The organism is Rhizobium sp. NZLR10 (genome assembly GCF_019685125.1).
Lineage (GTDB): Bacteria > Pseudomonadota > Alphaproteobacteria > Rhizobiales > Rhizobiaceae > Rhizobium.
The window spans coordinates 383,281-407,956 of record NZ_JABDWE010000001.1; the positions used below are offsets into that span (position 1 = coordinate 383,281).

The following is a 24,676-nucleotide window of genomic DNA, read 5'->3' on the forward strand; positions in this document are numbered from 1 at the left end:
GGTCTTACTCCTGAAATGCCGGCATGACCTCGGTAATGAAGCGCTCGAGCGACGCTTTCTTGCGCTCGAAACTCATACCGGTGTCGATCCAGAAGGAATATTCGTCGTAACCGAGCGCCTCATAGGCCTTCAGCCGGTCGATGACGGTCCGGGCGTTACCAACGACATTGTTGGTGCGCATGACCTGATCCGAAAGCATGGCGTTCGCTCGGATTTGCTCGTCCGGAATCCGTTCGATCAGGCCTTGGGTAACCGGCTTCTCATTCTTGAACCAGGCAAAGAAATAATTGTAATAAACGCTCAGTTCATGGGCGGCCTGGGCGACGTCTTCTTCTGACGAGCCGACATAGGTGTGGCGCAGCAGCATGATCTTCGGCCGCTCGATATCCGGGTTCTTGGCGCAGGCATCGTTGAAGCGTTCCATCAGCGACTGAACCTCGTCGTCACCCTGCCAGAGCGGTGTGACCTGAACGTTGCAGCCGTTGGCGACGGCAAATTCGTGCGAGTTCGGATCGCGCGCCGCGACCCAGATCGGCGGGTTCGGCTGCTGCAGCGGCTTCGGCGCCGAGGTGGTTGCGGGGAATTTGAAGAATTCCCCGTCATGGGCATAGTCGCCGTTCCAGATGCCCTTGACCGCCGGGATGAGTTCGCGCATGCGCTGGCCAGCCCCCCAGGCATCGAGGCCGGGCAGCAGGCGTTCGTATTCGAAAGAATAGGCGCCGCGCGCAATCCCGATGTCGAGCCTTCCGTCGCAGATGATGTCGGCCATAGCAGCCTCGCCGGCGAGCTTGATCGGATGCCAGAAGGGGGCGATCACCGTGCCCGTCCCGAGCCTTGCCCGCGATGTGCGGCGGGCGAGATCGGCAATGGTCACGAACGGGTTGGGTGCGATGGTGAAGTCCATGCCATGGTGCTCGCCGGTCCAGATCGCATGCATGCCACCCTCGTCGGCGATCTCGCAGAGCGCGACGAATTCCTCATAGAGGCTCTTATGGCTCTGGCTGGCGTCGAGCCGTTCCATATGGACGAAGAGGGAGAACTTCATGCTTTTGCGCCCTTGGCTGGAATGGGATGAACGGTGCCGCCGGTCTCGTCACCGAAATAGACGCCGAAATTGCCGATCGAGCTTTCCATCGCAAAACGATTGACGATATCGGCGGTCGAACTGGTCTTGAATTTTGCGGCAGCCAGTGCGTCGGGTTTCACGAACCTGCCGCCGGTAGGCTCGCCGTCGCCGGCAACGGCGTGATAGACAATGTGCTGCTTGCCGTCGCTCTTGCCCTGATAAACCGAATAGAGGAAGCCGATGCTGACCTTCAGCCCGGTGAGCGCCTCCAGATACTTTTCCAGCGTCTCGGTCGGGTTGCCGTCATGGGCGTCGACGCTTGGCAGGGAGAGCACATCCTCGCCGAGCAGCAGAACCTCTCCACGGCGCTCAACGACGGCCGCGAGTTCGATATTGCCTTCGCTTGCCGCGGAAACCGCCTTGCTGGCGAGCGTTGGGGTGAAATAACCGCCACGCGCATAGCCGAGACCATTGCGGCCGCTATTGTCGAACGCTTCGATGCGCCCCATCAGAATGACATGGTCGCCAGCCTCGACGACCTGATCCATGGCGCATTCGAACCAGGCCGCCACATTTGAGAAGATCGGGCAGCCCGCCGCCCCCTTGTTCCATTCGACCGCTGCAAACCTGTCTTCGACCGGCCGCGCAAAAGTGTTCGACACGTCTTTCTGGGTTTCCGAAAGCACGTTGATCGCAAAATGCTGTGCTCCGGTCATGGTCGCGAAATTGCGCGACGTCTTGGCAAGACAAACGAGAAGCAAAGGCGGATTGAGCGACACTGATGTGAAGGAGTTCGCCGTGAAGCCGATCGGATTTCCATCCGCGTCGCAGGCAGTGACGACCGTCACGCCGGTCGGAAAAGCTCCGAATGCATCACGCAATGCTCTTGGGTCGACAGTCTGGATTGTCATCGCTCATCCTCCCCGAACGACAGCCACTCAGCGAGCAGCGAATTGACGATATCAGGCGCGGTCAGGTTCACCATATGACGATGACCCTCCACGATGCGGGCCCAGCCCCGGGGCGCGAGCGCCGCCATTTGCGTCGCCATCAAGGGCGTCGAATTCGGATCATCGGACCCCGTCAGAAACAGGGCCGGACCAGCCACGTCTTTCCAACGATCGGCATAGGTTTCGTCTCCTCCGGCGAAGGCGGCGTAAGCGACAGCATACCCTTCCGGATCGACGAGGTTGAGCCATTTCCGCGTCCGTTCCCGCGCAACGACGCTGTCCGGATCATCGCCGAACCAGCGAACCAGCGGGCCTTCCTTGTCCACGCCCGTCACCGGAATGGCGGCTGCCCGTGCGAGCACGGCAGCCTTTGCTTGCCGGTCACGCCTGTAGACGCCGTTGAGGTAAGCGACACGGCTGATACGTTCGCCGAACGTCGCCGCCGCCCCTCCCGATACCAGCGCTCCCATCGAGTGGCCGGCAACGTTCGCTGTGTCGATCGCCATCTCGTCGAGAAAGCGCCCGAACCAGGCGACGAACTCCTCGAGGCGGCTGCCCGCCGGCAATTTTACGCTCTCGCCATGTCCCGGCATGTCGACGGCGATGACGCGATGGCCGGCCGACAGAAATGCGATCTGCGGCGCCCAGGCCTCAAGCCGCATGCCGACGCCATGAATAAGAACCAGCGGCTCGCCGCTGCCGGCCTCGTGATAGGCCGTTCCACTTGCCGTCTTCTTTCGGGGCAGATCACCGGCGGCGCTCTTTGCTGCAGCGGCGCCTGAGATCGATCCGGCTGTCAGCATCTCAGCGCCCACCCTTTCAAACGCCCGCAGGATTGGCGACGTCCTGCCCAAGATCTTTTAGATCCTGATAGCGATCGCCAATGCGGTGATGAGGACGTCCACCCACCGAAGCGCCAAGCGCCACGACGATCTCGTCGGCGGCAGGCGCGTCGGGGATCGAGGTCTGGATGGTCAGATAATGCGAGCGGCGGCCTTCGTCGTTCTTGTCCATCAGCGGGATCATGATCGGCGCATTGGCGGGGCCACGGGTGTTGCAGAAGGCGAGATAGGACTTGGCGCCGACGGCATGACGATAAAAATTGCCGAAGCGCAGCGTGTGGATCAGCGCGGAGGCATGTTCGATCTCGCCGTCCAGGCCGACGACGGCGGCCTTGCCATAGGCTTCGACAGCCTCGCCGGAACCGACCGCATCGATGATCATCTTGGTCAGCAATTCGCCGAGAACCGGAGCGCCCGCATGGATTTCGGGCTTGAGGTCTTCGACAAAGCCGCGGCCCGCCCAGGGGTTCTTCACGACCGCGAAGGCGGAAAACAGCTTTAGCGGCACCGCCGCGGTCTTGCCGCCTTCGATCAGCGTCGTTTCGATCTGCAGTCCGGTCTTGCGAATTTGAATGGCCATGGAGCACCTCATCTCTCTATTCAGTATTATGGTATACCATAATATATGAGTGTCAACTTGGTTTCGGCGAAGACGCAGCAAAGTCCGACGAATCACGAATTTGGCGCGTATGCGCTCCAACGCCCGAAAGCGCTTTGTTCATTCAGCGTGTTGTCGAGAGCCGGACGGCACGGCGGCGGCCTGCAGCGGCGCGACACGTCAGAACGTCAAAATTATCCCAGACCATATGATACCGCCTTATATATTATTGATTATGGCATACCATCACATCGAGCAAAGTTGGGTGTCAAGCTTGGAGTTTGAATTCTCTTCATTCCGCGGAACGTGATTGCGAAATGCGGCAGAGGCATCGACAAATGTCGATGCGACAACTCCATGCTGGCCGTCTTCCAGCGAGACAGGTGCGCGCGAAGAGATGCAACAATAGAGTAGTAGGACGGCGACCGTCTTGAAAACCGCGCGGCGCTACGCCCTATTCGGCAGTCTTCTGGGCGGACAGCACCGCTTCGGCAATTGCGCTGGCGGCCGCGACATGATCCATCGCCGCCCGCTGGGCGCCCTCGCCGTCGCCGCGGCGGATGGCGTCGATGATCTTAGACATCTGCAGCGGCCCTTCAATGTCGCGCCTTTCCGTCTTGATGGTCATCGAGCGCAGGTGGTTTATGCGCACGGTGAGGAGGTTGACGACGCCCCAGGCGACATGCCTGTCAACCCTGGTGAACAGCGTTTGATAGAAGGAAGAGGTATTGGCTAGCACAGCCGTCATATCGCCGTCGCGATAACTGTTGCGGATTGCGGTCAGCGATTCTTCGAGCGCGGCGACGATTTCCGGGCTGCCACGCTCCGCACACAGCCGCGCCGCCATGCCTTCGAGCGCACCACGGATCTCATAGATCTGTTTGGCTTCCTCGATATCCAGCAGGGCGACGATCGGTCCCTTGTTCGGCAGATTGGCGACGAGCCCTTCCGATTCCAGATGTCTCAGCACCTCGCGCACGACCGTCCGGCTGACGCCGAGCTGGGCGCAGAGGTCGCGCTCGACAAGGCGGTCTCCGGGACGAAAGTATCCGTTGACGATGGCTTCGCGGACCTTGTCGAGCGCCAATTCCCGCAATGTCTTTGCAGGACGCTCGACTCTGATTGCGTCCTTAAGAGCACCGCTCATGCTGTACCTCAGTGTTGGATTGACTTTCGCATGCTCAAGTTCCGCTGCGGCAGCCGAATTCAGGAATCGTATTATGGCCTACCAAATACTGTAGCCGTCGGCGACCAGCAATTCAACAGCACCGTGCCGAGGATATTGTCAGCCTAAAGCGCGTCGCGATCTTTCAGATTCGCTTGCCACGCTTTAGGTCTTTGGTTTTGCGCAGGTCGTCATCGCAAAACCGCTGCACACTTTTGCGCGACATGTTCTAAGCGTCGGAATTGGGCCTCGCCCTGACGATCCCTTCGACCACGGCTTTTGCCTGGACCCGAATGTCGGGAACGGCGGTGATCTCCCAGAATTGCCCTGCCGTCAAGGCGCCGACAGCAAACAGCCGAGGAGGCGAGATCCGGGACGGAGCCATCACCTCGGAAGCCGCATCCACCCGGATGCCGAGGCCAAGAGGATCAGGAACGATCAGCTGAAGCCGGTTCATCTCCTTCAAAAGCGGCGAATGGCTGATCCCGGCACGCTCCATTCCCGTGCAGTTGACCAGCCAGTCCGCCCTGATCTCAGCGATCTCACGTTGGGCTCTGACCCTGTAGCCGGCGACGAGCCCGTCTTCCCAAGGGCCGAGCGATTTCAGGAAACCTGCATGGAAGCGAACGGTTCCTTCCGAGATCAGTTTCTCGAACCCGGCGAACACCTCCGGCGCGACCCGGTGACGGTGGATGTTCCACCAGGGAAGCGCATGCCGCAAGAAACGCACCCGCTCCTCGCTCGAAAGCCGCTGCCAGAGAGCCTGTGTGACCGGCCTCAGGCCGTCCATCACGGCGCGCCAGTCGGCGACCTCTCTGCTCCTCGCCCGCAAAGTCTTCAATAGGCCGCTGATCGTACCGGGAAGCGTCTCAACGTCGATCGGCACAGGCGCCGGCGGCGTCCTCGCATGTCCGAGCGGTGCCAACCCGCGCCGCGAAAGCACGTCGATCCTGCCTCTATGGCCATGGGCGCGAAGGGCGAGAACCTGATCGATCATCGTCAGGCCGGAGCCGAGGATGCAGACTGCATCAGACGGTGCGACGCGCCTCAGCCACGAGAGCCGCCACGGGTTCTCGATGATCCGCGATCGCAGAGATGATGGGACGCCGGCCGGATCGACCGGAAGGTTCGCATTTCCGACGCCAAGGCACAGCACGACATTCTTCCCGGCAATCTCGTCGCCGTTGCCGAGTTGGAAGGCGAGCGTAGTCTTGTAGCGTTCCACGCATCCCGCCGCTTTGGCCTTGATGAAATCGACCCGGCAACGGCCGTCCCGCTTTCGAAGCAGCCGCGCAAGCGTGTCCCTGACATAAAGACCGTAATCGCCGCGCGAGGCGAAATCGCCTGCCTGCGTCAGGCGTCCACGGTTTTTCAGCCAGTCGACAAAATCGTCGGGATGATGGGGCAGCAGGCTCATGCGGCCTGCGGGAACGTTGAGGCGATGGAGATAGAGTTCCGTCCGGTATGCCGTTCCGCGCCCGAAACCGGGATCGTCACCCACGACGGCAACCTTCGCCGAAGCGGGAAGCTGCTCGATGAGATTGCAGGTCACAGCTATCGCTGAAAAACCGGAACCGACGACGATCACATCGTATATCAACGCATTCTCCCTGAAGCCTGGTAATCTTTCGTCATTCGGGCCCTGCCGCCACTCGCCGGTCCAGCAGATTGCACAAGCGGCCGAATCGCGAAAACAATTATCTGTATAGTCTATAAATATAGTTTGTTATTTCTCCCGCCAGCCCATTCTCAACCTTAGGCTTTTGAGGGTGAAATCAAGGGGCCGATCGGCTCTCAAACAACGGGGCTCAAGATGAATTTCAGAAATTTGGTTGCCGCAATCGCCGTCGGCGTCGGCACTCTGGCAACGGCGGCCGTCACTGAGGCGGCGGACAAAAAGGTCGTCGTCGGCTATCAAACCGATGCCTTGCCGTCTTCGGTGGCGATCGCAAACGGCGAATTCGCTAGGGATACCGGATACGACATCGATTTCCGCAGGTTCAATTCGGGCGCCGAAATCTTTGCGGCTATTGCCTCAGGCGACGTCCAGGTCGGCTATGTCGGCTCCAGTCCGTTTGCGGCTGCGGTATCGCGCGGGCTCGAGGTCAAGGCCTTCTACCTGGCGTCCATCTCCGGCATCGACGAGGCGCTCGTCGTCCGCAACGGGTCCGGCATCGAAAGCCTGAACGATCTGAAGGGCAAGAAGCTTGCCGCCGCACCTGTTTCCACGGACCACTATCAGCTGCTGGCGCTCGTCAAATCGCTTGGTCTAACCGAGAAAGACGTTCAGGTCTTCGCGATCCCTCAGCCCGAAATCGTCGCGAGCTATAATCGCGGCGATATCGACGGCGGTTTCGTTTGGGATCCGGCTCTGACCGAACTCAAGAAGACCGGAAAGGTTCTCGTGACCTCCAAAGACGTGGCGGACAAGGGTGCGCCGACGTTCTCGGCCTGGGTTGCGACCTCGGCGTTTGCTGCCGACAACCCGGAATTCCTGAAGGGCTTCGCCTCGGTCATCAACAAATACTACGCGTCCTTCGCCTCGGACAAAGCCGCCTGGGGTCCCGACAGCGACAATGCCAAGTCGCTCTCCAAACTTCTCGGCGGAACGCCGGAGCAGCAGGCCTCGGCTCTGAAGAACCTGACGCTGCTGACACCCGAGGCCCAGGCATCAGACGCCTGGCTCGGCGGCGGGGAGAAAGCGGGTGCCGGAAAGATCCTCAAGGACACGGCATCGTTCCTGAAGGAACAGGGCAAAGTCTCCGACGTGCTGGAAAATTACGGCACGTTCGTCACCGCAGACGCGCTTGCCGGCGTCAGCAACTGATCCTCCATGACGCCGGCGCGAAAGTCGCGCGCCGGCGTCGAAACTGCGAGTGGCACCATGCTTAAAGTCGATCACGCCAGCGTTTTCTTCGCAGCCCGCGATGGGCGGACCGTTCACGCGCTCGACCGCGTTTCCTTCGATATTCCCGAACGTGGTTTCGTCGTCGCGCTCGGCGCCTCGGGATGCGGCAAATCAACTCTTCTCAACGCGATTGCCGGCTTCCTTCCGCTTTCCGATGGCCGGATCACGCTCGACGGCCGCGCGGTCGAACGGCCAGGTGCCGATCGCGGCGTCGTCTTTCAGAAAGATGCGCTGCTGCCCTGGAAATCGGTGGCCGACAACGTCGCCCTCGGCCTAAAATTCGCCGGCATAAATCGGAAGGAGCGCCGAACGCGCGCCCTCGAGCTGCTCCGGCTCGTCGGCCTCGACGAATTCGCCGGCGCCTTTCCCTACGAGCTGTCGGGCGGCATGCGCCAGCGGGTCGGCATCGCCCGAGCTCTCGCGACAAATCCCGACATCCTGCTGATGGACGAACCGTTCGGCGCGCTTGACAGCCTGACACGCGAGCAGATGCAGGAACTGCTGGTTTCCATTTGGGATAAAACGGCAAAGAAGGTTTTCTTCATCACCCACTCGATCGAAGAGGCCTTGTTCCTGGGCACGCAGGTCCTGGTCATGTCGCCTCGGCCAGGGCGCGTCGTGGCGCGCTTCGATCTCGATTTCATCCGCCGCTTCGCCGAAACCGGCGATGCAAGATCGATCAAGGCGTCGCCGCAATTTGCCGAGCTGCGCGAGGAAATCCGCGCCATTCTGCACAGCACCGAAGACCTCAGGAGCGCCGCATGAGCGATATCGTCCAGGCTCCGCCGATTGCGGCTGATGTAGAAGACCGCCAGGTCACGCTGGTGAAAATGGCAAGCTTCGGCGCCGGTGAGAAATCGACTGTGGCCGTCAGCATTGCCGCCGCCCTGGCGATACTGCTGCTGTGGTGGCTTGTGTCCACGCTCGGTGTCGTACCACACCTGTTCCTGCCGCGTCCGGATGAGGTGCTGACGCAGATCGGCGTCATCTATCGCGACGGTTATGCCGGCGCGTCGCTGTCCGAACATGTCTTTGCAAGCCTGTTCCGCATCGTGGTCGCAGCCCTCGTCGCCATCTCCGTCGGCATTCCGCTCGGATTGCTCATGGGCCTGAACCGCTGGGCGAAAGGTGTGCTCGACGCGCCGATCGAGTTCTACTGGCCGCTTCCGCCCCTCTCCTACCTGCCGCTGATGATCATCTGGCTCGGCATTGGCGAAACGTCGAAGATCACGCTGCTCGTGCTTGCGATGTTCGCACCGATCTGCCTCTCGGCCCAGGCGGGCGTTCGGTCACTGCCGATCGAGCGGGTCAATGCCGCCCGTTCGCTGGGCGCGAGCCGGCTGCAGCTTTTCATCGATATCGTCTTTCCCTCCGCCCTGCCCGAGATCCTTACGGGCATCCGCATTGCGCTTGGCGTTGGCTGGGGCACGCTGGTCGCCGCCGAACTGATCGCGTCTACGCGCGGGATCGGTTTCATGATCATGTCGGCGTCGCAGTTCCTGGCGACCGACGTCGTCTTCGTCGGCATCGGCATCATCGCGATCTGCGCCTTCACCTTCTCGGCCGCCCTCCGCTTTCTGGAGGCATTCCTCCTGCCCTGGAAAGGCAAGCTCTGAGGAGGATCAATGCACCGTAAATCTGGCCGCATCGGCCTGACGCCGCTGCAGGCTGCGGATCAGCACCGCCGCCTCCCTGACGATCGCCGCAAATGTCGGATCGTCGGCCTCCGCGATCGTGCCCGTCATGTCGCCGATAATCGTCGTTAAATGGATGATCGAATGGCGATGTTGCGCCTCTTCCGGCCCAATTTCGGCATCGGCCATGGTGAGCAGCGTCTGCACCAAACACTCCATGGTTTGCCGGCGCCTACTTTTAGGGTCGCTATTCGGATCTTCGCTGAGGCGCAGGAGATCATCGACAATGTCCGACATTCCGCCTCCATTCACATCGCAAAAGCCGGCCGCGCGGAAACGATGCGCGCCGTCAAGGCATCCAGCAGCCGATAGCCGTTACGCCAGCGGCCAAAACCACTGGCGATATTGATGTGCCCGGCAAGGCCGATATTCCTGGTTTCGGCCTTCCACAGCCGGCCGAAAAGGGTCAGCCGATCGACCGTCATGTAGGCGTCGTTCATGCTGCCGACGACGATGCTCGGAAACGGCAGCGGCGCCGTCGGCATGCCGTCGAAGGCGATATGCCCCGGATGCAGAATTTCCGTGACCGGCAGATCGCATGGCGCAACGAGCAATGCCCCTTTCACGCGCCGGGCAGCGCTTCGCCCGGCCAGCCTTGCGGCGAGCAGGCATCCAAGACTATGGGCAACCAGATATGCCTCACCGGCCTCTTCAAGCGCGCCTTCCAGCCGCGGCAGCCAGTTGTCGAGGTCCGGATGATCCCAGTCATCCTGGACGACGCAACAACTGCCCGGCTGATCCTGTAGCCAGTGCTGTTGCCAATGCCCCTCTCCCGAGCCGAAAAGTCCTGGAAGAATAAGAACGTCGCTCATCAGATCAACCCGATCACCAGGGCGAACAGGAAGGTGAAGGAACTGACGACCGTGCGGATCCCTGCCGCATGCCTGAACTGCGAGATGACGCTGCCCGTTGCTCTTCCCTTATCGGGCCGACGGAAGCCGGTCTCAATGACGATTGCCATTACACCACCCTCCTCAATACCAAAGTCCGGGCATCGCGCCCCAATAGTGAAGCTCGTATTCGTGCGCCGACCGGTCCCGCTCTTCGTCCCGGGAGAATGCGTTTACGGGCTCCCGCGCCTTAGGCTCGGGGAGGCGGCCGATCGTGCGCCTCAGCCAGAAATGGAAATCAAGTTTCATGCGAACCTCCTGTCTGGAACCATCTTCCGCGGTTAGGAAATCAGCGAATGACGTCGCGCATTGGCGAGCAGATCGCGAAGCGATGCTGTTGGTCCGTAGAGCATCAGCAGGCGATTCTCTTCACGTTTGGCGAGGCGATATCGCCGAGCAAATTCGAATACGCTCCAGATTTGCTCGCTTGCCCCCGGTCTTTCCGTATCGTTCATCGTGGCCTCCCGAGATCGAACCATGGGAACGATCCCTATTGGGCGGCCGCTATTACCGGTCTTGCTTCAGGAAAGAAGGCTGCCAATTCGCCGATGACTTCGCTGATGCGGCTCGAAAGCGCTTCTGATGAGACCGCGTAATCCGCGAAATCGCGATCGGACGCATAAACAGCCGTCGGCAGCGTATGGGACATGAAAAAACCGAACAGCGGCCGAAGTTGATGCTCGACCATCAATGCATGTCGGTCGCCGCCACCCGTCGCCGTGATGATGATCGGCTTGCCCCGAAGTTCCTGCGGGTCGATCAGATCGATCAGGTGTTTGAACAGACCGGGATAGGAACCCTTGTAGGTCGGCGAGCCGATAATCAAAGCATCGGCCTTGACGATCTCGTCGACGACACGCCTGGCTTGCTCGTCGAGGTCCTTGCGCCACAAGGCGCGGCCGAGCGACGGACCAAGATCGTGCAGATCATAGGTCTTGCTCGCAAAGCCGTATCGGAGGCTCGCGCGGTCGGCGACATGCCGAACAAGTGCCAGTGTCTTCGACGGACGGTTGAAGCTGCCGGCGATGCCGACGAGTTTGAAACCTGACATGGTTTTTCCTCTCTATGGTTGCTTCAAATATTGTCTATAAAATTACTGGATTAAAGGAATGGGCGTCTCTCGTTCGGCGCTCGGTTGAAAAAACATTCGTCTTGATGATCCAACCTAAGGCCTGTCGCCGCGAAGATGACGTTCGAGGAAAGGCAAATTGTCCTGCCCCCAGTAAATCTCGCGATGATAGACATAGGTGGGAAAGCCGAAGACGCCGCTGTCGCGCGCATGCACGCGGTCTGCCGACCATTTATTCTGGACATCGTCGTCGGCTTGCCGCCGGAGAAGCGCTGCGCCATCGAAACCCGCTGCGGCAACGATCGCCTCGCGCACATCGGGCTTGCCGATATCTCTCGCCTCGCTCCAGAAGGCATGCTGCAAGGCCCTGGTAACGCCGATCCAATCTTGCCCGTCGAGATAGGCGGCAATCACGAAGAGGGAGGCCGGCGTCGGATCGCTGAGCTCCGGGCGATGTTCGAGCCGCAAATCCTTGCCGCGCACGCGCGCCCAGCGTTTGAGGTCCCGCGTCCAGTAGGCGCGCCGGATCTCCGGACGGTTGCGTGAGAAGATGCCACCATTTTCCTCGACCACCGTCGTCAGATAGGGCGTGATGACGACGTCGTTCTCTGCGGCAAGTTCGGTGAAGGCGTCGAAGCCGATGTAGGACCAGGGGGACCCAATCGAAAAGAAGTATTCTATCGTTCTGGCCACTGATGGCGTTCCTCGTAGATGATCGTTCTGGCGTCGAATAGGGCATCGGCTCGATGGCCTTCAGGAAGCGGCCTGAATTTCCGGCTGCGCTTTCCATCCGAGTTCCGATGCGATTGTTGTCACGAAGTCGTGGAGGATCTGGCGATATTCCTCCTGCTCGAACTCGTAAGGAAGCTCCAGCCGCAACTCGCCGACGTCAGGCAGGATCGGATCGGCGAAAAGCTGCTCCAATATCTCGTCCGACGTGCCGATGACATCGCGGGCGAACAAGGTCCGCCGTTCGCCCTGGGGCGAAAGCGTCCGTTCATGGCGGCCCTCGGCATAATCCCGGTAGCGGCGGCGCGTGACCGCGTCGGCATTGTCGAAAGGCACGATGACGCGGCGAGCGCGACGCGCCGCGCGGTTCCGGCGGCGCGATGGGTTTTGATCAATCTGGATTGAGCGACGAAGAAATCATCCGTCCCCTCACCCGTTATCACGTTGCCGGTCAACAGGTTGAAGCCGTTGCGGCCGGCCCACTCGGCCGAGCGTTGCGACCCGCCGCCATACCAGATCGGTCAATCAGGCCCTTGGCATAGGGCTGCAGGCGCGGCCGCTGCTGCCCGAAAGGCGTTTTGATGAAAGTCTACTCGTCGCCGAGATAAGTGCCGCGCAGATTGTCGGCAAAGCGCAGCACGCGATCATGCGAGAAATCGTAGCCCGTCCAGTCACCGTCGAACACGAGCGGGGCAATCAGGTCGGCATGCAGCGGCCGGCCGGCGCTGACGCCGATATTCAGCCGGCCGCGCGACAGAATATCGACGGTGGCGAGATCTTCGGCCAGCCGGTAGGGGCTTTCATAGCCGATCGGAATGACCGCGGTTCCGAGTTCGATCCGGCTGGTTCGCTGGGTCGCCGCCGCCAGGAAGGCGCTGGCGGAAGAGATGCCCGGCTCAAGATGCCGCTGGCGGACCCAGGCACTGTCGAAGCCCAACTCCTCGCCATATTGCAGTTGCTGGAGCGTCTGCTCCAATCCCGACAACGGATCGTCGGCGATATAGTTGCCGGGAGTGAGGAAGCCTATATGGCTGATGGATATATTGCCGGGGCTCATGTCGTCCCTTCCACAGGTGCTATCCGATATCAATATTTTGGAAGGCCGGGCGGGTTGGTCTCGGATGCCGGCAGGGCTTCCTCGGAGAGATGCCAGTGGTCGAGGATTTTGGCGTAGGTGCCGTTGTTGATCAGGCCATTGGTGGCAACGGTCAGCGCATCGGCGAGCCCGCTTCCCTTGCGGGTGGTGATCGCGACGTCGGAACGATCAGGCCATCCGGCGCTCAGCGTGCCGACGCGCTTGATGTTCTTGTCGCGCGCGGCGATGAAGACGAGCTGGGCGTGCGGCTGGACGATGACATCGGCCCGGCCGGAACGCAGTGCGAGAAGGCTTGCCGCCTCGTCGTCGTAATATTGCAGTTCGATCGGCTTCAGCCCCGCGGTGACATCCTCGTCGCTCCATTTCAGTAGAATGCGCTCCTGGTTGGTGCCGGCACCGACGATGATCCTGAGGCCCGCCGCATCCCTGGGTTCCTTGATTGAGATGACCGGGTTGTCGGATTTCACGAAAAAACCGTGCAGTCCCTGGCGGTAGGTGGAGAAATCGAACTTCTCCTTGCGCTGCTCGGTGACCCCGACATTGGAGATGACGGCATCATACTTGCCCGAGGTGAGGCCGAGCGGCCAGTCGATCCAGGCGACGGGCACGATTTCCAGCGTCAGGCCAAGGCTGTCGGCGATGGCATAGGCATAGTCGGGATCTGCCCCAACTACGGTTTTGGCGTCGGTGGCATAGGTGCCAAGCGGAGCACCGCCGGGGCTGACGGCGATGGTGAACTTGCCTGGCGTGACGAACTTGAAGTGCTTCGGGATCGCGGTGATCGCCGCCTCGTTCCTGGCGGCATGCAGCCTGCCCGGCTGTTGCGGGCTGAGGTCGAAATCGTCGGCTGAATGGGCCGCCCCGAAGCCGGCCAAGGCAGACGTCAGCGCCGCAAGCAGCAAGGCGCGGATTGTCGAAAAAATCGTCACGTTCGATATCTCTCCGTTTGCATTGAGAAGCAGCGGCGGACCGGCGTTTGAACGCCAGCCCGTCGGGCAATGTCAGGAGCCGCTCTTCGGCAGGCCGGGAGGATTGGTCTTTGCTTGGTCGATCGCCTCGGGGCCAAGATTCCAGGTATCGAGGATCTTCTTGTAGGCTCCGCTGGCGATCAGGTCGTTGACAACATCGGTCAAGGGAGCCGCCAGACCGCTGCCTTTGCGCGTCGTGACCGCAATCTCGGCAGTGATCGGCCAACCGCCGCTGACGGTGCCGACGAGCTTGGTCTTGCCATTGATGCCCGCCGAGTAGGCCTGCGTCGCGTTGACGCTGAAGACCGCGTCGGCTCTGCCGGACTGGACGGCGAGATCCTTGACCGCGTCGTCGTCATAATATTGCACCTCGATCGGCTTTAGGCCGGCCGCGACGTTCTCGCGGTCCCATTCCAACAGGATCTTCTCCTGGTTGGTTCCGGCATCGGTGATGACCTTCAGGCCGGCAATATCCTTCGGCTGCTTGAGCGCCGTAATCGGGCTGTCGGCCTTGACGTAGAAGCCAAGCTCGTCCTTGCGGTAGGTCGAAAAGTCGAATTTCTGCTTGCGCTCTTCCGTGACGGTCACGTTCGAGATCACCGCGTCTAACTTGCCCGACGTCAGTCCCAGCGGCCAGTCGGCCCAGGCAACGGAAACCAGTTCCAGCTTCAGGCCGAGGCTGTCGGCGATGGCCTGCGCTAGATCGACGTCATAGCCGATGACCGTCTTGGAATCGGAGGCATAATCATGCAGCGGCAGATTGCCGCTCGAGCTGATGCCGACGGTAAAGGCGCCGTTTTCGACGAACTTGAAGCCCTTGACTTCGTCAACGCGCTTCTCGTTCTTCTCGACCCGCAGCCGGTTCGGCTGCTCGGGGCTGAGATCGAACTTCTGCTGCGCCTGAGCCGAACCGAAACCGAGTGCGGCGATGGTGACGGCCCCTGCTATGAGAAGCCTTGTTCTATCTGCAAATGCCATGTCCCGTCTCCATTTTCATTTTTAAGTTGTGGTTGTTGTCAGTCGGCCGGTGCAGCCCGTCGCGGCCAGGCATTTCGCCAGCGCTGTCGGGCGCTAGAGAACCTTGGCGAGGAATTCGCGCGTGCGGGGATGTTCCGCTTTGTTGAAGATGCGCGCCGGCGGGCCGGCCTCCAGAATGTGGCCACTGTCCATGAAGACGACGGTGTCGGCGACTTCGCGGGCAAAGCCAACCTCATGGGTGACGATGACGAGCGTCGTGCCGGTACGGGCAAGCTCCTTGATGACATCGAGCACTTCGCCGACGAGCTCGGGATCGAGCGCCGAGGTCGGCTCGTCGAAGAGCAGCACCTTAGGGCGGAGCGCCAGTGCGCGGGCGATCGCCACACGCTGCTGCTGGCCGCCGGAGAGCTGGCGTGGATAGGCGTCGATCTTGTTGCTGAGCCCGATGCGCGCGAGCAGCTCCTGCGCCAGCTGCACCGCTTCCTCGCGGCCGATGCCGCGAACCTGGATCGGTGCCTCGATGAGGTTTTCGAGCACGGTCAGATGTGGGAAGAGATTGAAGTTCTGGAAGACCATGCCGATATCGGCGCGGCGTTTGAGAATTTCGTTTTCCTTGAGTTCGTAGAGCGTATCGCCCTTTCTGCTGTAGCCGACGAAATCGCCATCGACGGAGATGAAGCCCTCATCGACACGCTCCAGATGATTGATGGCACGCAAAAGCGTCGACTTGCCGGAGCCGGACGGGCCAAGGATGGCGGTCACGCTGCCGGCAGGCAGGCTGAGCTCGATGTCATCGAGCACCTTCAGCGAACCGAAGCTCTTCGAGATACCGTGGATGCGCACCGCGCCGCCCGCGGCCCGCAGGGCCGCCGCATCCTGAAAGCCGATCTTGCGCACGGTGTCGATCGCCGTATCGAGGACAGGCAGCGGACGCCGGAAGCGCGCGAAAAATGCCTGAAAGGGAAGCGGCGTCGGATTGCGCACGGCGCCTTTGGAAAAATAGCGTTCGATATAGTGCTGGGCAACCGACAGCACCGTCATGATGATCAGATACCAGACGGTCGCGACCATCAGCAGCGGAATGACTTCGAGATTGCGGCGGTAGATCACCTGGACCGTGTAGAAGAGTTCCGGCAGCGCCAGCACGTAGACCATGGATGTGCTCTTCGCCAATCCGATGAGCTCGTTGAAGCCTGTCGGCAGGATGGAGCGCATGGCCTGCGGCAGTACGATGCGGAAGGCCTGGCGGCGGTGCGGCAGGCCGAGTGCGGCTGCAGCCTCCAATTGCCCATGATCCACCGAAAGAATGCCGCCGCGCACGATCTCGGCGAAGAAGGCCGACTGGTTGAGCGTGAGGCCGAGGAAGGCAGCGGCAAAGGGCGTCAGCAGTTGCACCGTCGGATAGTCGATGAAGACCGTATCGGTGAAAGGGATGCCGATCTTGATCGTCTCGTAGAGGTAGCCAAGATTGTTCAGTATCAGCAGCAGCACGATGACGGGGATCGAGCGCAGTAGCCAGATATAGCCCCATGAGAGACCGGAAAGCAGCGGCGACCTGGAAACGCGGGCAAGCGCCAGAGCCGTTCCGAGAATGGAACCGGATATGGCGGCAAGCGCGGTCAAAAGCAGTGTCCTGCCGAGGCCGACGAGCACCGGTTCGGCAAAGAACCATTCGGCAAAGACGCCCCAACCCCAGCGTGGATTGGTGAAGGTGGAATAAAGCACGGCGATGATGACGAAGGCGGCGAAGATCGTGCCCACGAGCTGGCCGGGATGGCGCGCCGGTACGATGCGGTAACGGGAGTGATCCTGCTTCGGTTCTGCCGTCCTGCTGCCGGGGTCGATGCCCACGAAATCCGTCGTCAGTGCCATTGTGCTTCCCTTTTATGATTGTCGGTCTTTGCCGCTTTCAGTGATTTGCGCTGGCGACGCGCAGGCGTGGCTCGGCCGCTTCGTTTTCGGGAGCCGGCTGAGCGAGATGGGTGATGTCCTTCTCGAAGGGCAGGCTCTTGTAGATCTCGGGATCGACAGCAGTGTCGAAGAGAGCGGTGTAGCCATAGGTCAGATAGAGGCCGACTGCCTCGGGCTGGCGAAAGCCGGTCGTAAGATAGATGCGGGCATAGCCCTGGCGGGCGGCCTGGGCCTCCAGTTCCACCAGCACCTTGCGGGCAAGGCCCTGGCGGCGCAGATCGGAGCGCGTCCAGATGCGTTTGAACTCGGCCGTGCGCTCGTCATACTGCTTGAAGGCGCCGCCGCCGATGCTTTGACCATTCCGCATCAACAGGAGGAAGTTGCCGTGCGGCGGCGCAAAGGCTTCGGAGGGATAGCGATTGAGCTCGGCCGCTGCACCTTCGGCATTGAAATAGGTGCCGTAGCGGCTGTCATATTCGTGGATCAACTCATCGATCAGCGGCTTGGCGCGGGGGTCGAGAGGGCTCGTATAGAGAAATGTATCGCTCATATAGTTCATCACCCGTTGTCATCAGTGAGGAAGGCCTCAACGAGCCGCACCCAGTAGCGGGCGGCAGGCGCAATGACCGAGTCGTTGAAATCATAGTGGGCGCTGTGGAGGGGAGCGCTGTCGCCATTGCCGACGAACAGGTAGCTGCCGGGATTGGCCTTCAGCATGAAGGCGAAATCCTCACTCGCGGTTCTCGGCCGGAAATCCTTCTCGATCGCCGCCAGACCGAGTGCGTCCTGTGCGACATCACGGGCAAATGCCGTTTCCTTGGCGTGATTGACCAACGCCGGAAAGCCGAGGCGATAATTCACGTCCGCTTCGGCGCCGAAGCTTTCGGCCTGGGCGCGGGCAAGGGCTGGAATACGCTCCTGCAGCAATTGGCGAACCGTCTCGCTGAAGGCCCGCATGGTGAGCTTCATCTCCACGCTCTCAGGGATGACGTTCGAGGCGGAGCCGGCATGGATCGAGCCGACGGTGGCAACCGCCATGTCCTGCGGATCGACATTGCGCGAGACCACGCTTTGCAGGGCGGTGATGAAGGAGGCGGACGCCAGCACCGGATCGACGGCGCGGTGCGGTTCCGCGCCATGGCCGCCCTTGCCGACAATCTTGATCACCGCCTGATCGACCGAAGCCATGGCAGGACCGGTGACGAAGCCGAATTGCCCCGTCGGCACACCCGGCCAGTTATGCAGCCCGAAGACCGCATCGACAGGAAACCGTTCGAACAGGCCTTCCGAGATCATCTTGCGTGCGCCGGCGCCGATTTCCTCGGCGGGCTGGAAGATCAGCCTGAGCGTGCCGCTGAGATTACCGCTCTCTGAGAGATAACGGGCGGCCGCCAGCAGGATCGAGGTATGCCCGTCATGGCCGCAGGCATGCATGACGCCGGGATTGCTGCTGGCATAGGCAAGACCGGTTGCCTCCTCGATCGGCAGCGCGTCCATGTCGGCGCGAATGCCGATCCGCTTCCTGCCGTCGCCGCGCCTGAGGGTGGCGACGATGCCGGTGCCGGCAATGCCCGTCGCCACCTCGTAGCCCCAGGAGGAAAGGCGGGATGCCACGAGCTTGCTGGTCCTGAGTTCCTGGAACGCAAGCTCCGGATACTGGTGCAGATCGTGGCGAAGCGCGATGATCTCGTCGAGATAGGCGGCGATGCCCTTTTCGACCGGATCGTTGCTGCGCGGGTTCCGAGCGATGATGTCCATGACGGTTCGTCAGCGCCTCAGGCGCCGACGGCCTTTCCGCGCTCGAGGCGGTCCGCACCGGCCGCATACCGGCTTTCGCGGAAGGGCAGACCCAAATGGTCGCGCAGCGTCTCGCCTTTCAGGACCGGATCGAAATAACCGCGCTCCGTGAGGATCGGCAGGACGTATTCGGCAAAGTCGGCGAAACCCTCGGCGATGACGGGAAAACCGAGAATAAAGCCGTCGGCAGCGCCATGGTCCACCCAGCGGATGATCTCGTCGGCGATATGCTCCGCGGTACCGATGAAGGCGGTGCGCGGCGTCGCGGAATCAAGCGCGACCTGGCGGAGCGTCAGGCCCTTATCGCGCGCCGTCCTCTTGATGCGGTCGGTGGTAGCGCGGAAATTGTTTCTGCCGATATCGCCAAGTTCGGGGAACGGCTCGTCCAGCGGATAGACGGCGAAATCATGATGATCAAAGAAGCGGCCGAGATAGAGCAGCGCCTCCTCGATAGTGACGAGGTTGCGGATCGCTTGGTACTTGGCTTCCGCTTCCTCGGCCGTCTTCCCGACGATCGGGCCGATGCCGGGATAGATGCCGACCTCCGCCGCCGGGCGGCCATGCGCAATCACGCTGTCCTTGAGCTGGCGGTAGAAGGCCTGCGCCTCCTCGATAGGCCCGCCATTGGTGAAAACGGCATCGGCATGTTTGCCGGCGAGCCTGATGCCGGAATCCGAAGCGCCCGCCTGGAAGACGACCGGTTGACCCTGCTTCGAACGGCCGATGTTGAGCGGCCCCTCGACGCGGAAGAAGCGGCCCTTATGGTCGAGGCGATGCATCTTGGTCTTGTCGACAAAGACGCCGGTCTCGCGGTTGCGGACGAAGGCGTCGTCGTCCCAGGAATCCCACAGACCCTTGATCGCATCGATATAGTCCTCGGCGATCTCGTAGCGCAGTTCATGTTCGGGATGTTCGCGGCTGTAGTTGCGCCCCGAGCCCTCGAGCGGCGAGGTCACCGCGTTCCACCCTGCCCGGCCGCCACTGATGAGGTCGATCGAAGCGAACTGCCGGGCGATGGTGAAGGGATCGCTGTAGGAGGTCGAGACCGTGCCGACGAGACCGATTTTCGAGGTCGATGCCGCCAGCGCCGAGAGAATGGCGATCGGCTCGAAGCGGTTGAGGAAATGCGGAATCGACTGCTCGTTGATATAGAGCCCGTCGGCGACGAAGGCGAAAGCGATGCCGGCCGCCTCCGCGCTACGCGCCGTCGTGACGAAGAAGTCGAAATTGACACTGGCATCCGCCGGCCCGCTTGGATGCTTCCAGGCATTCATGTGACCGCCGGGACCCTGCAGCATGATGCCGAACGTGACGTGTTTCTGAGCCATGGGATCGATCTCCTTGAAAACGGTCAGGCGACGAGGGAAAGCCGCTCCTCGGCGAGCAGCTCGATGGAGGCCAGGCGCTCGGCGGTTGAAAGCGCCGGCGTGTCGAGCACGAATTCGTTGACGCCGTAGCGGCGGTGAAACTCGTCCAATTCCTTGCGGATCTGCGTTGCGGTGCCGTGCAGCACACTCGGCACCTTCTCCTCGATGCGGTAATCGGTGACGCCGGCCTGGCGGGCAAATTCAGCCGCCTGCTCCTCGCTGCCGACATTGACGGTCTGGCCGTTCGGCAGAAACACCTTGACGATGCGCAGATTGCCGACGCGCTCGCGGGCATAATCCTCGCTTTCGGCGGCAAAGGCTGCGAGCGCCAGGATCGGCCGCTTGCCGCCGGATGCCTGCTCATAGGCCTCAAAGGTCCTGCGCAGATTGTCGGGATCGCCGTTCAGGTGACCGGCAAAAACCAGTTCCCAGCCCTTCTCGGCAGCAAGTTTGGCGCTGTCGACGCTGGCGCCGAGCAGGAAACGTTCGGGAGCGGTGGGCGGGAAAGGGGTCGCCTGCGCACCCTCGTAATTCGGGTCGGCTGCGAGATAGGTGTTAAGATCGGAAAGCTGGCTGGCAAAATCCGGTTTGCTTGCCGGATCGACGCCAAGCTGCAGCGCGCGTGTCGAAAGCGGAAAGCCGCCCGGCGCCTTGCCGACACCGAGATCGACGCGGCCGGGTGCAAGCGATGCCAGAAGATTGAAGGTCTCGGCAACCTTGTAGGCGCTGTAATGCTGCAGCATGACGCCGCCCGAGCCGATACGGATTTTCGAGGTCCTGGCGAGAAGGTAGGCGATCAGCGCTTCCGGCGCCGAGCTCGCCAGATTGGACATGTTATGATGCTCGGCCACCCAGAAACGGTGATAACCGAGTTCCTCGGCTCGGGCAGCAATCTTGACCGTCGTCCGCAACGCATCCGCAGCGGTGAAACCCTGTTCGATCGGACTTTTGTCGAGAAGACTGAGGAGATAGGTCATGACATCACGAGCCGATCGCTGGTTGCAAAGTATAATCTATAAAATCAGTAGACAAACTTCGTTATAAGAAATGACATTCTCTTTCGCAGAGGTTTCGTGAAAAAAGCGGCCGCGCCTGAGATGGAAATCGGAGCCTCTCCAGGCCAGGCCTGGGGCGTTCGATATTCTGGGCCAAAGGGCGTTACCGCAGGACGCTGTCGGCGCATGTCAAGCCGATCAGCTACCTCAAAGCGCATGCGCCCGGGAATATCCGGTCACTCAAGGACAAGCTGCAGCTGATCGCCATCACGCTTCAGTCGGTCAATACGAAAACCCACGAGGCACCGGCGCCCCTGAAGGTGCCGGCGCCTATCAACCGGCAAGTCGAGGCAGGCAATTCATCCCGCTGCCAAGTCCTTCGCGACGCCGCGAACGTCTGGCAGACAGCCAATCTTGATGTGGGCGGGTCCTCACGAACCGGGGAGTAAAGATCACTCAGCCGCTTTTCAACTGCGCCATTGCAAGCAGCGTGTCAGAGCTTATCGTCGCTGAGCCGGTGAGGATCGAAAGTGCTGTCGACGTGGTGCCGGTGCCGTTGGCGACATCATACATGGCGGTGAAGCGTTTGATCAGATCGTCGACTTTCTCAGGATCCGCCAGATCCTTGATGTCGATGAAATTGTTGACCATCTCGGCTTGCTTGTCGACGTCCATGTTGGAGACATAACTGGACAGGTTGAAGGTCGTGGTAAAAAACTCGAAGAGCGCGCTGTCACCCAGAATGTCATAGGCGCTCGAAATCTCCGGCGCCTTGCGCTGGAAATAGAGCGCGAGGCGCACGCCGGTGTTGCTATCGCCCTGATCGTCCTCAAGCGTCAGCCTGACATAGGAGTCGATGGTGTCGAGCACATCGCCGCGCTGCTGCACCGTCCCGGTGGGATCGGTGGAAATATTGCCGTCCTGGTCGAAATTGAACGAGCCGACGAGTTCGGCGAAACGATTGTCGTCCAGCTTGTTGACATAACTATCTTCGTCGTCGAGATCGGAAGAAAACATCTTCTCCAATTCGTCCGACGTGACATCGTCAGGGTCGAGCCCCTTGGCCTCGAGCGCCAGGGAAACCAGGCGATCGTCGGCCAGAAATTCGCTCGCCGTGGTGATCGTCGCCATCTGCTCGCGAAAATAGCTGATCTCGTCATCCGCCGCATCGGTCGCCTCGGTCAGTTCGTTCCCTTCGAGGTAGCGGATCTTGTTCTGCTTGTAATAGGCGGCATAGTCGTCGACGACGGATTCCGACATGGCCTGCAAGGGAACGGTGACGTCGCCGTCGCTGTCGAAGTTGAAGGCTTTGCGAAAGGCGACGAACCGGTCATCGTTCAGGCTGTTGACATAGCTTTTGGCGTCCGTTGGATCGCTTTCGAGTATCTTCCGGACCTCGCTTCTCGAAACCTCGGTGGAATCGATGCCATAGGCGCGCAACGCCATTTCCCACATTTCCGGGAGATCGTCGTTGTCGTCATCGTCGTCATCGGCATTCGATACGAGGAAATCATCGATCGAGGTAACGCTGGCGATGCGCGTCGTATAGTTGTCGGTGGCGTCTTCCGTGCTGGTATTGGCGACCAGCACCTGGTAATTTTCATCGAAGGCTGCCGTGGTCGTGGCGGTCTGTTCCGACGTCTGGGCGGTGTCGCCATCGGCAAGCGCGCCGTCTTCATCGAAATTGAAGGCGTCGTGCAAATCGGACAGGCCGATCGCGTCGGCGATGTCGGCGCTTTTCAGCGCCGCGGAAATGAAAGTGTCGGATTCGTCGTCGGTCAGCCCGTAGGCGATCCTGAGATAGCCGACCAGCTTATCGTCGCTCATCAACTGATCGACGGAGGTGACGTTTCCAATTTCTGCAGCGAAATAGGTGTCATAGGCCTCTCCGGTGTCCGAAGACGCAGTGGTCGACGAGGCCACCGCATACCCACTCGTCATCAGCGAGATCTGATCTTCCGACATCACGTCGCCGTCGGTCGAGCCGTCCTCGTTGAAGTTGAAGGCTTTTGCCAGGCTGACATAGACGTCGTCGCCGAGCTGGTTGACGAAACTGTCGGGATCGTCGAGATCGCTCGTCAAAACCTCCTTCAAGAAGCTGCTTGAGGTATAGTCGGTGCTGAGACCGAAGGCCGTCAGCGCATAGTTCTTCAGCCTCGAACTCGACAGGAAATCATCGACGGAGGTGATCGACGAGATATTCTCTTCGAAATAATCCGTCTCATCCGCGATGTCGTCCGCCTCGGTGTCGAAGGACGTCTCATAAGCATCGAGCAGATTGTCCCGCTGCACGTCCGATTGCGCCGTCTTCGTCTCGCCGGAAAATTTGAAGGCGGCTGCAAACTCGGCATAGCGGCTGTCACTCAAGCTGTTGGCGAAGCTCGATGAATCGCTGAGGTCGCTTTCCAGCACCTTCTTCATGAAGGCCTTGGCATAGGTCATGTCGTCGAGCCCGTAGGCCTTCATGGCATAGGAATAGAGCTTGTAATCACCCATGAAGTCATCGACCGTCGTGACCTTGCCGATGTTTTCCTTGTAATAGGCGCTGTCGCGGGCAACCGTGGCCTGGGATGCGACGTTCGAAAGACTGGCGCCGAGATTTCGAGCGACCGAGAGGTAGCTTACATAAGTGGAAACCAACGTTTGTCCCTCTAACCTCTGGTTTTTACGCGTTTCCGAACGCAAAATCGCTCTGCGGCTTTTGCTGGATTTGCGCTAAAGCGCGTCGCATCAAACTTGATTCATGCGACGCGCTTTAGTCCTCTGTTTTTATGCATGTCGTTATCCCGGAACCGCTGCACACTTCCGGGCGACATGCTTTAAGCACGGCGGCGCCGCGCGAAAGCCTGCCGGCAATCACGGGGGAACTTTTCATCTCTGCGGGAATGTCGGCGCCGATCATGGCGAAGCACAGCCACGTCCATGTGGCCGAATCAATTTAATAGAACTCCATAGTTCTATAATTCATCTGATGCGGAATTGGAAGTTGAAAAATGCGATGCGCTTCAGGCGGCGCCGACGCCAGCGGCAAAGATGGCGATGCAACGGCGAAGATGGGCAAGCAGCCTCGCCCGATCGGGCCACGCCTGGGCCCGCCCTTCCGGCGGGCCCATACCGCCGAAGATCATGTCCATCAGCATGCGGGCGCCGCTTGCCGGGTCGTCGAGCGCCAACCTGCCTTCGGCCCGGCGATCGTTCAACCAGTCGGCAAGGTGTTGGCGGCTGGCAAGCATGCCTTCATGCTGCAGAATGTCGACAAGCTCAGGAAACTGAGCCGCCTCGCGAAAGACGAGCTGCAGGAAACCGGCACGATCCGCGTCCTTCTCCTCATCCATGTCGATCATGAAGATACGTTCGAGGCTCTCGGCGATCGAGAGATCTTCCGCGGGCCTGGGCAGATCGAGCATCATGCGCCGATGCGCGCCGACGACGGCGGCAAACAGCTCTTCCTTGCTCTGGAACAGTTTGTAGAGCGTCTGTTTCGAAACGCCTGCCTCCGTGGCGACGACCGCGGTCGTGCTTCCGGCATAGCCGCATTTTACAAAAACACGGCGAGCGATTTCGACGATATGTGCCCGCTTGTCCTCATCGCTGGAGACTTTCGGCCGGCCTCGCTTGCGCGGCTCATCTGCGGGCTCGTCGACACCATCCAT

The 24,676-nt window shown here is 60.7% G+C and carries 25 protein-coding genes and 2 pseudogenes; 4 read left to right on the plus strand and 23 right to left on the minus strand.

The annotated features are described in order from the left end of the window. Window positions 1-4 precede the first annotated feature (4 nt). From HJB82_RS01760 to HJB82_RS01785, 6 genes are all read right to left on the minus strand, one after another. On the minus strand, window positions 5-1,045 hold the full coding sequence (locus HJB82_RS01760; protein ID WP_207584845.1) for an LLM class flavin-dependent oxidoreductase: 1,041 nt from the start codon (window positions 1,043-1,045) through the stop codon (window positions 5-7). Beyond that, window positions 1,042-1,977 (minus strand): flavin reductase family protein, encoded by a 936-nt coding sequence (locus tag HJB82_RS01765; protein ID WP_207584844.1) that lies wholly within the window; start codon window positions 1,975-1,977, stop codon window positions 1,042-1,044. Before HJB82_RS01765 ends, HJB82_RS01760 begins: the two co-directional genes overlap by 4 nt. Next, complete coding sequence (locus HJB82_RS01770; protein ID WP_207584843.1) at window positions 1,974-2,819, minus strand: alpha/beta fold hydrolase; 846 nt, start codon at window positions 2,817-2,819, stop codon at window positions 1,974-1,976. Before HJB82_RS01770 ends, HJB82_RS01765 begins: the two co-directional genes overlap by 4 nt. 16 nt (window positions 2,820-2,835) lie before the next feature. Further along, window positions 2,836-3,438 (minus strand): amino acid synthesis family protein, encoded by a 603-nt coding sequence (locus HJB82_RS01775; protein WP_207584842.1) that lies wholly within the window; start codon window positions 3,436-3,438, stop codon window positions 2,836-2,838. Window positions 3,439-3,910: 472 nt separating this feature from the next. Then, on the minus strand, window positions 3,911-4,603 hold the full coding sequence (locus HJB82_RS01780; protein ID WP_221139460.1) for a GntR family transcriptional regulator: 693 nt from the start codon (window positions 4,601-4,603) through the stop codon (window positions 3,911-3,913). Between the two features lie 247 nt (window positions 4,604-4,850). After that, complete coding sequence (locus tag HJB82_RS01785) at window positions 4,851-6,221, minus strand: FAD/NAD(P)-binding protein (protein WP_207584840.1); 1,371 nt, start codon at window positions 6,219-6,221, stop codon at window positions 4,851-4,853. A gap of 213 nt (window positions 6,222-6,434) precedes the next feature. On the opposite strand from HJB82_RS01785, the gene tauA reads away from it, so the two are divergent. The 3 genes from tauA to HJB82_RS01800 are packed head-to-tail and all read left to right on the plus strand — an operon-like array spanning window position 6,435 to window position 9,145. Then, window positions 6,435-7,448, plus strand: coding sequence for a taurine ABC transporter substrate-binding protein (gene tauA / locus HJB82_RS01790; RefSeq protein WP_207584839.1), 1,014 nt, complete (start codon window positions 6,435-6,437; stop codon window positions 7,446-7,448). A 57-nt stretch (window positions 7,449-7,505) separates the two neighbouring features. Further along, a complete protein-coding gene (locus HJB82_RS01795) occupies window positions 7,506-8,294 on the plus strand; it encodes a taurine ABC transporter ATP-binding protein (protein WP_207584838.1) in 789 nt (262 codons plus the stop codon). Next, a complete protein-coding gene (locus HJB82_RS01800) occupies window positions 8,291-9,145 on the plus strand; it encodes an ABC transporter permease subunit (protein ID WP_221139461.1) in 855 nt (284 codons plus the stop codon). The genes HJB82_RS01795 and HJB82_RS01800 overlap by 4 nt, the downstream gene beginning before the upstream one ends. 6 nt (window positions 9,146-9,151) lie before the next feature. On the opposite strand, the gene HJB82_RS01805 is transcribed toward HJB82_RS01800, so the two are convergent. The 15 genes and pseudogenes from HJB82_RS01805 to HJB82_RS01875 all read right to left on the minus strand — a co-directional run bounded on the left by HJB82_RS01805 (window position 9,152) and on the right by HJB82_RS01875 (window position 21,005). Then, a complete protein-coding gene (locus HJB82_RS01805; RefSeq protein ID WP_221139462.1) occupies window positions 9,152-9,460 on the minus strand; it encodes a hypothetical protein in 309 nt (102 codons plus the stop codon). Window positions 9,461-9,471: 11 nt separating this feature from the next. After that, window positions 9,472-10,035 carry an alpha/beta hydrolase gene (locus HJB82_RS01810; protein ID WP_207584835.1) on the minus strand — a complete coding sequence of 188 codons (564 nt, stop codon included), beginning with the start codon at window positions 10,033-10,035 and terminating at the stop codon, window positions 9,472-9,474. Next, window positions 10,035-10,184 (minus strand): hypothetical protein, encoded by a 150-nt coding sequence (locus HJB82_RS01815; RefSeq protein ID WP_207584834.1) that lies wholly within the window; start codon window positions 10,182-10,184, stop codon window positions 10,035-10,037. Before HJB82_RS01815 ends, HJB82_RS01810 begins: the two co-directional genes overlap by 1 nt. Before the next feature lie 13 nt (window positions 10,185-10,197). Then, window positions 10,198-10,362 (minus strand): hypothetical protein, encoded by a 165-nt coding sequence (locus HJB82_RS01820; RefSeq protein WP_207584833.1) that lies wholly within the window; start codon window positions 10,360-10,362, stop codon window positions 10,198-10,200. Between the two features lie 32 nt (window positions 10,363-10,394). Further along, window positions 10,395-10,592, minus strand: a complete 198-nt coding sequence (locus tag HJB82_RS01825; protein ID WP_207584832.1) for a hypothetical protein — start codon at window positions 10,590-10,592, stop codon at window positions 10,395-10,397. A gap of 11 nt (window positions 10,593-10,603) precedes the next feature. Beyond that, on the minus strand, window positions 10,604-11,164 hold the full coding sequence (gene msuE, locus HJB82_RS01830) for an FMN reductase (protein WP_221115011.1): 561 nt from the start codon (window positions 11,162-11,164) through the stop codon (window positions 10,604-10,606). Window positions 11,165-11,278: 114 nt separating this feature from the next. Then, on the minus strand, window positions 11,279-11,875 hold the full coding sequence (locus HJB82_RS01835) for a 2-hydroxychromene-2-carboxylate isomerase (RefSeq protein WP_207584830.1): 597 nt from the start codon (window positions 11,873-11,875) through the stop codon (window positions 11,279-11,281). A gap of 60 nt (window positions 11,876-11,935) precedes the next feature. Then, window positions 11,936-12,968: pseudogene (locus HJB82_RS01840) on the minus strand (LLM class flavin-dependent oxidoreductase). A gap of 29 nt (window positions 12,969-12,997) precedes the next feature. Further along, window positions 12,998-13,936, minus strand: a complete 939-nt coding sequence (locus HJB82_RS01845; RefSeq protein ID WP_221139463.1) for an ABC transporter substrate-binding protein — start codon at window positions 13,934-13,936, stop codon at window positions 12,998-13,000. Window positions 13,937-14,008: 72 nt separating this feature from the next. After that, a complete protein-coding gene (locus tag HJB82_RS01850) occupies window positions 14,009-14,953 on the minus strand; it encodes an ABC transporter substrate-binding protein (RefSeq protein ID WP_221139464.1) in 945 nt (314 codons plus the stop codon). Window positions 14,954-15,046: 93 nt separating this feature from the next. Then, a complete protein-coding gene (locus HJB82_RS31870) occupies window positions 15,047-16,825 on the minus strand; it encodes an amino acid ABC transporter permease/ATP-binding protein (protein WP_221115014.1) in 1,779 nt (592 codons plus the stop codon). 37 nt (window positions 16,826-16,862) lie between these two features. Beyond that, window positions 16,863-17,414 carry a GNAT family N-acetyltransferase gene (locus HJB82_RS01860; RefSeq protein ID WP_221139465.1) on the minus strand — a complete coding sequence of 184 codons (552 nt, stop codon included), beginning with the start codon at window positions 17,412-17,414 and terminating at the stop codon, window positions 16,863-16,865. Window positions 17,415-17,422: 8 nt separating this feature from the next. Then, window positions 17,423-18,622: a M20 aminoacylase family protein gene (locus HJB82_RS01865; protein ID WP_207584825.1), complete on the minus strand. Its 1,200-nt coding sequence runs from the start codon at window positions 18,620-18,622 to the stop codon at window positions 17,423-17,425. A 17-nt stretch (window positions 18,623-18,639) separates the two neighbouring features. After that, complete coding sequence (locus HJB82_RS01870; protein ID WP_221115017.1) at window positions 18,640-19,989, minus strand: LLM class flavin-dependent oxidoreductase; 1,350 nt, start codon at window positions 19,987-19,989, stop codon at window positions 18,640-18,642. Between the two features lie 23 nt (window positions 19,990-20,012). Then, complete coding sequence (locus tag HJB82_RS01875; protein WP_207584823.1) at window positions 20,013-21,005, minus strand: LLM class flavin-dependent oxidoreductase; 993 nt, start codon at window positions 21,003-21,005, stop codon at window positions 20,013-20,015. Window positions 21,006-21,166: 161 nt separating this feature from the next. Between HJB82_RS01875 and HJB82_RS31970 the strand changes: the two are divergent. Next, window positions 21,167-21,441, plus strand: a pseudogene (locus HJB82_RS31970) (prevent-host-death protein). Window positions 21,442-21,479: 38 nt separating this feature from the next. On the opposite strand, the gene HJB82_RS01880 reads toward HJB82_RS31970, so the two are convergent. Both HJB82_RS01880 and HJB82_RS01885 read right to left on the minus strand, forming a co-directional pair. Then, window positions 21,480-23,663 carry a DUF1217 domain-containing protein gene (locus HJB82_RS01880; protein ID WP_221139466.1) on the minus strand — a complete coding sequence of 728 codons (2,184 nt, stop codon included), beginning with the start codon at window positions 23,661-23,663 and terminating at the stop codon, window positions 21,480-21,482. A 365-nt stretch (window positions 23,664-24,028) separates the two neighbouring features. Next, the gene (locus tag HJB82_RS01885) at window positions 24,029-24,676 is read right to left on the minus strand and encodes a TetR/AcrR family transcriptional regulator (protein WP_207584821.1); all 648 of its coding nucleotides are present in this window, start codon (window positions 24,674-24,676) and stop codon (window positions 24,029-24,031) included.

What these genes read in the sequence shown, in the direction of transcription:
- HJB82_RS01815 (WP_207584834.1), bottom strand. Translation starts at nt 10,184, where the DNA reads ATGGCAATCGTCATTGAGACCGGCTTCCGTCGGCCCGATAAGGGAAGA.
- HJB82_RS01825 (WP_207584832.1), bottom strand. Translation starts at nt 10,592, where the DNA reads ATGGTTCGATCTCGGGAGGCCACGATGAACGATACGGAAAGACCGGGG.
- HJB82_RS01800 (WP_221139461.1), top strand. Translation starts at nt 8,291, where the DNA reads ATGAGCGATATCGTCCAGGCTCCGCCGATTGCGGCTGATGTAGAAGAC.
- HJB82_RS01820 (WP_207584833.1), bottom strand. Translation starts at nt 10,362, where the DNA reads ATGAAACTTGATTTCCATTTCTGGCTGAGGCGCACGATCGGCCGCCTC.
- HJB82_RS01860 (WP_221139465.1), bottom strand. Translation starts at nt 17,414, where the DNA reads ATGAGCGATACATTTCTCTATACGAGCCCTCTCGACCCCCGCGCCAAG.
- HJB82_RS01810 (WP_207584835.1), bottom strand. Translation starts at nt 10,035, where the DNA reads ATGAGCGACGTTCTTATTCTTCCAGGACTTTTCGGCTCGGGAGAGGGG.
- HJB82_RS01805 (WP_221139462.1), bottom strand. Translation starts at nt 9,460, where the DNA reads ATGTCGGACATTGTCGATGATCTCCTGCGCCTCAGCGAAGATCCGAAT.
- tauA (WP_207584839.1), top strand. Translation starts at nt 6,435, where the DNA reads ATGAATTTCAGAAATTTGGTTGCCGCAATCGCCGTCGGCGTCGGCACT.
- HJB82_RS01765 (WP_207584844.1), bottom strand. Translation starts at nt 1,977, where the DNA reads ATGACAATCCAGACTGTCGACCCAAGAGCATTGCGTGATGCATTCGGA.
- HJB82_RS01760 (WP_207584845.1), bottom strand. Translation starts at nt 1,045, where the DNA reads ATGAAGTTCTCCCTCTTCGTCCATATGGAACGGCTCGACGCCAGCCAG.
- HJB82_RS01885 (WP_207584821.1), bottom strand. Translation starts at nt 24,676, where the DNA reads ATGGATGGTGTCGACGAGCCCGCAGATGAGCCGCGCAAGCGAGGCCGG.
- HJB82_RS01775 (WP_207584842.1), bottom strand. Translation starts at nt 3,438, where the DNA reads ATGGCCATTCAAATTCGCAAGACCGGACTGCAGATCGAAACGACGCTG.
- HJB82_RS01780 (WP_221139460.1), bottom strand. Translation starts at nt 4,603, where the DNA reads ATGAGCGGTGCTCTTAAGGACGCAATCAGAGTCGAGCGTCCTGCAAAG.
- HJB82_RS01795 (WP_207584838.1), top strand. Translation starts at nt 7,506, where the DNA reads ATGCTTAAAGTCGATCACGCCAGCGTTTTCTTCGCAGCCCGCGATGGG.
- HJB82_RS01875 (WP_207584823.1), bottom strand. Translation starts at nt 21,005, where the DNA reads ATGACCTATCTCCTCAGTCTTCTCGACAAAAGTCCGATCGAACAGGGT.
- HJB82_RS01865 (WP_207584825.1), bottom strand. Translation starts at nt 18,622, where the DNA reads ATGGACATCATCGCTCGGAACCCGCGCAGCAACGATCCGGTCGAAAAG.
- HJB82_RS01870 (WP_221115017.1), bottom strand. Translation starts at nt 19,989, where the DNA reads ATGGCTCAGAAACACGTCACGTTCGGCATCATGCTGCAGGGTCCCGGC.
- HJB82_RS01770 (WP_207584843.1), bottom strand. Translation starts at nt 2,819, where the DNA reads ATGCTGACAGCCGGATCGATCTCAGGCGCCGCTGCAGCAAAGAGCGCC.
- msuE (WP_221115011.1), bottom strand. Translation starts at nt 11,164, where the DNA reads ATGTCAGGTTTCAAACTCGTCGGCATCGCCGGCAGCTTCAACCGTCCG.
- HJB82_RS31870 (WP_221115014.1), bottom strand. Translation starts at nt 16,825, where the DNA reads ATGGCACTGACGACGGATTTCGTGGGCATCGACCCCGGCAGCAGGACG.
- HJB82_RS01850 (WP_221139464.1), bottom strand. Translation starts at nt 14,953, where the DNA reads ATGGCATTTGCAGATAGAACAAGGCTTCTCATAGCAGGGGCCGTCACC.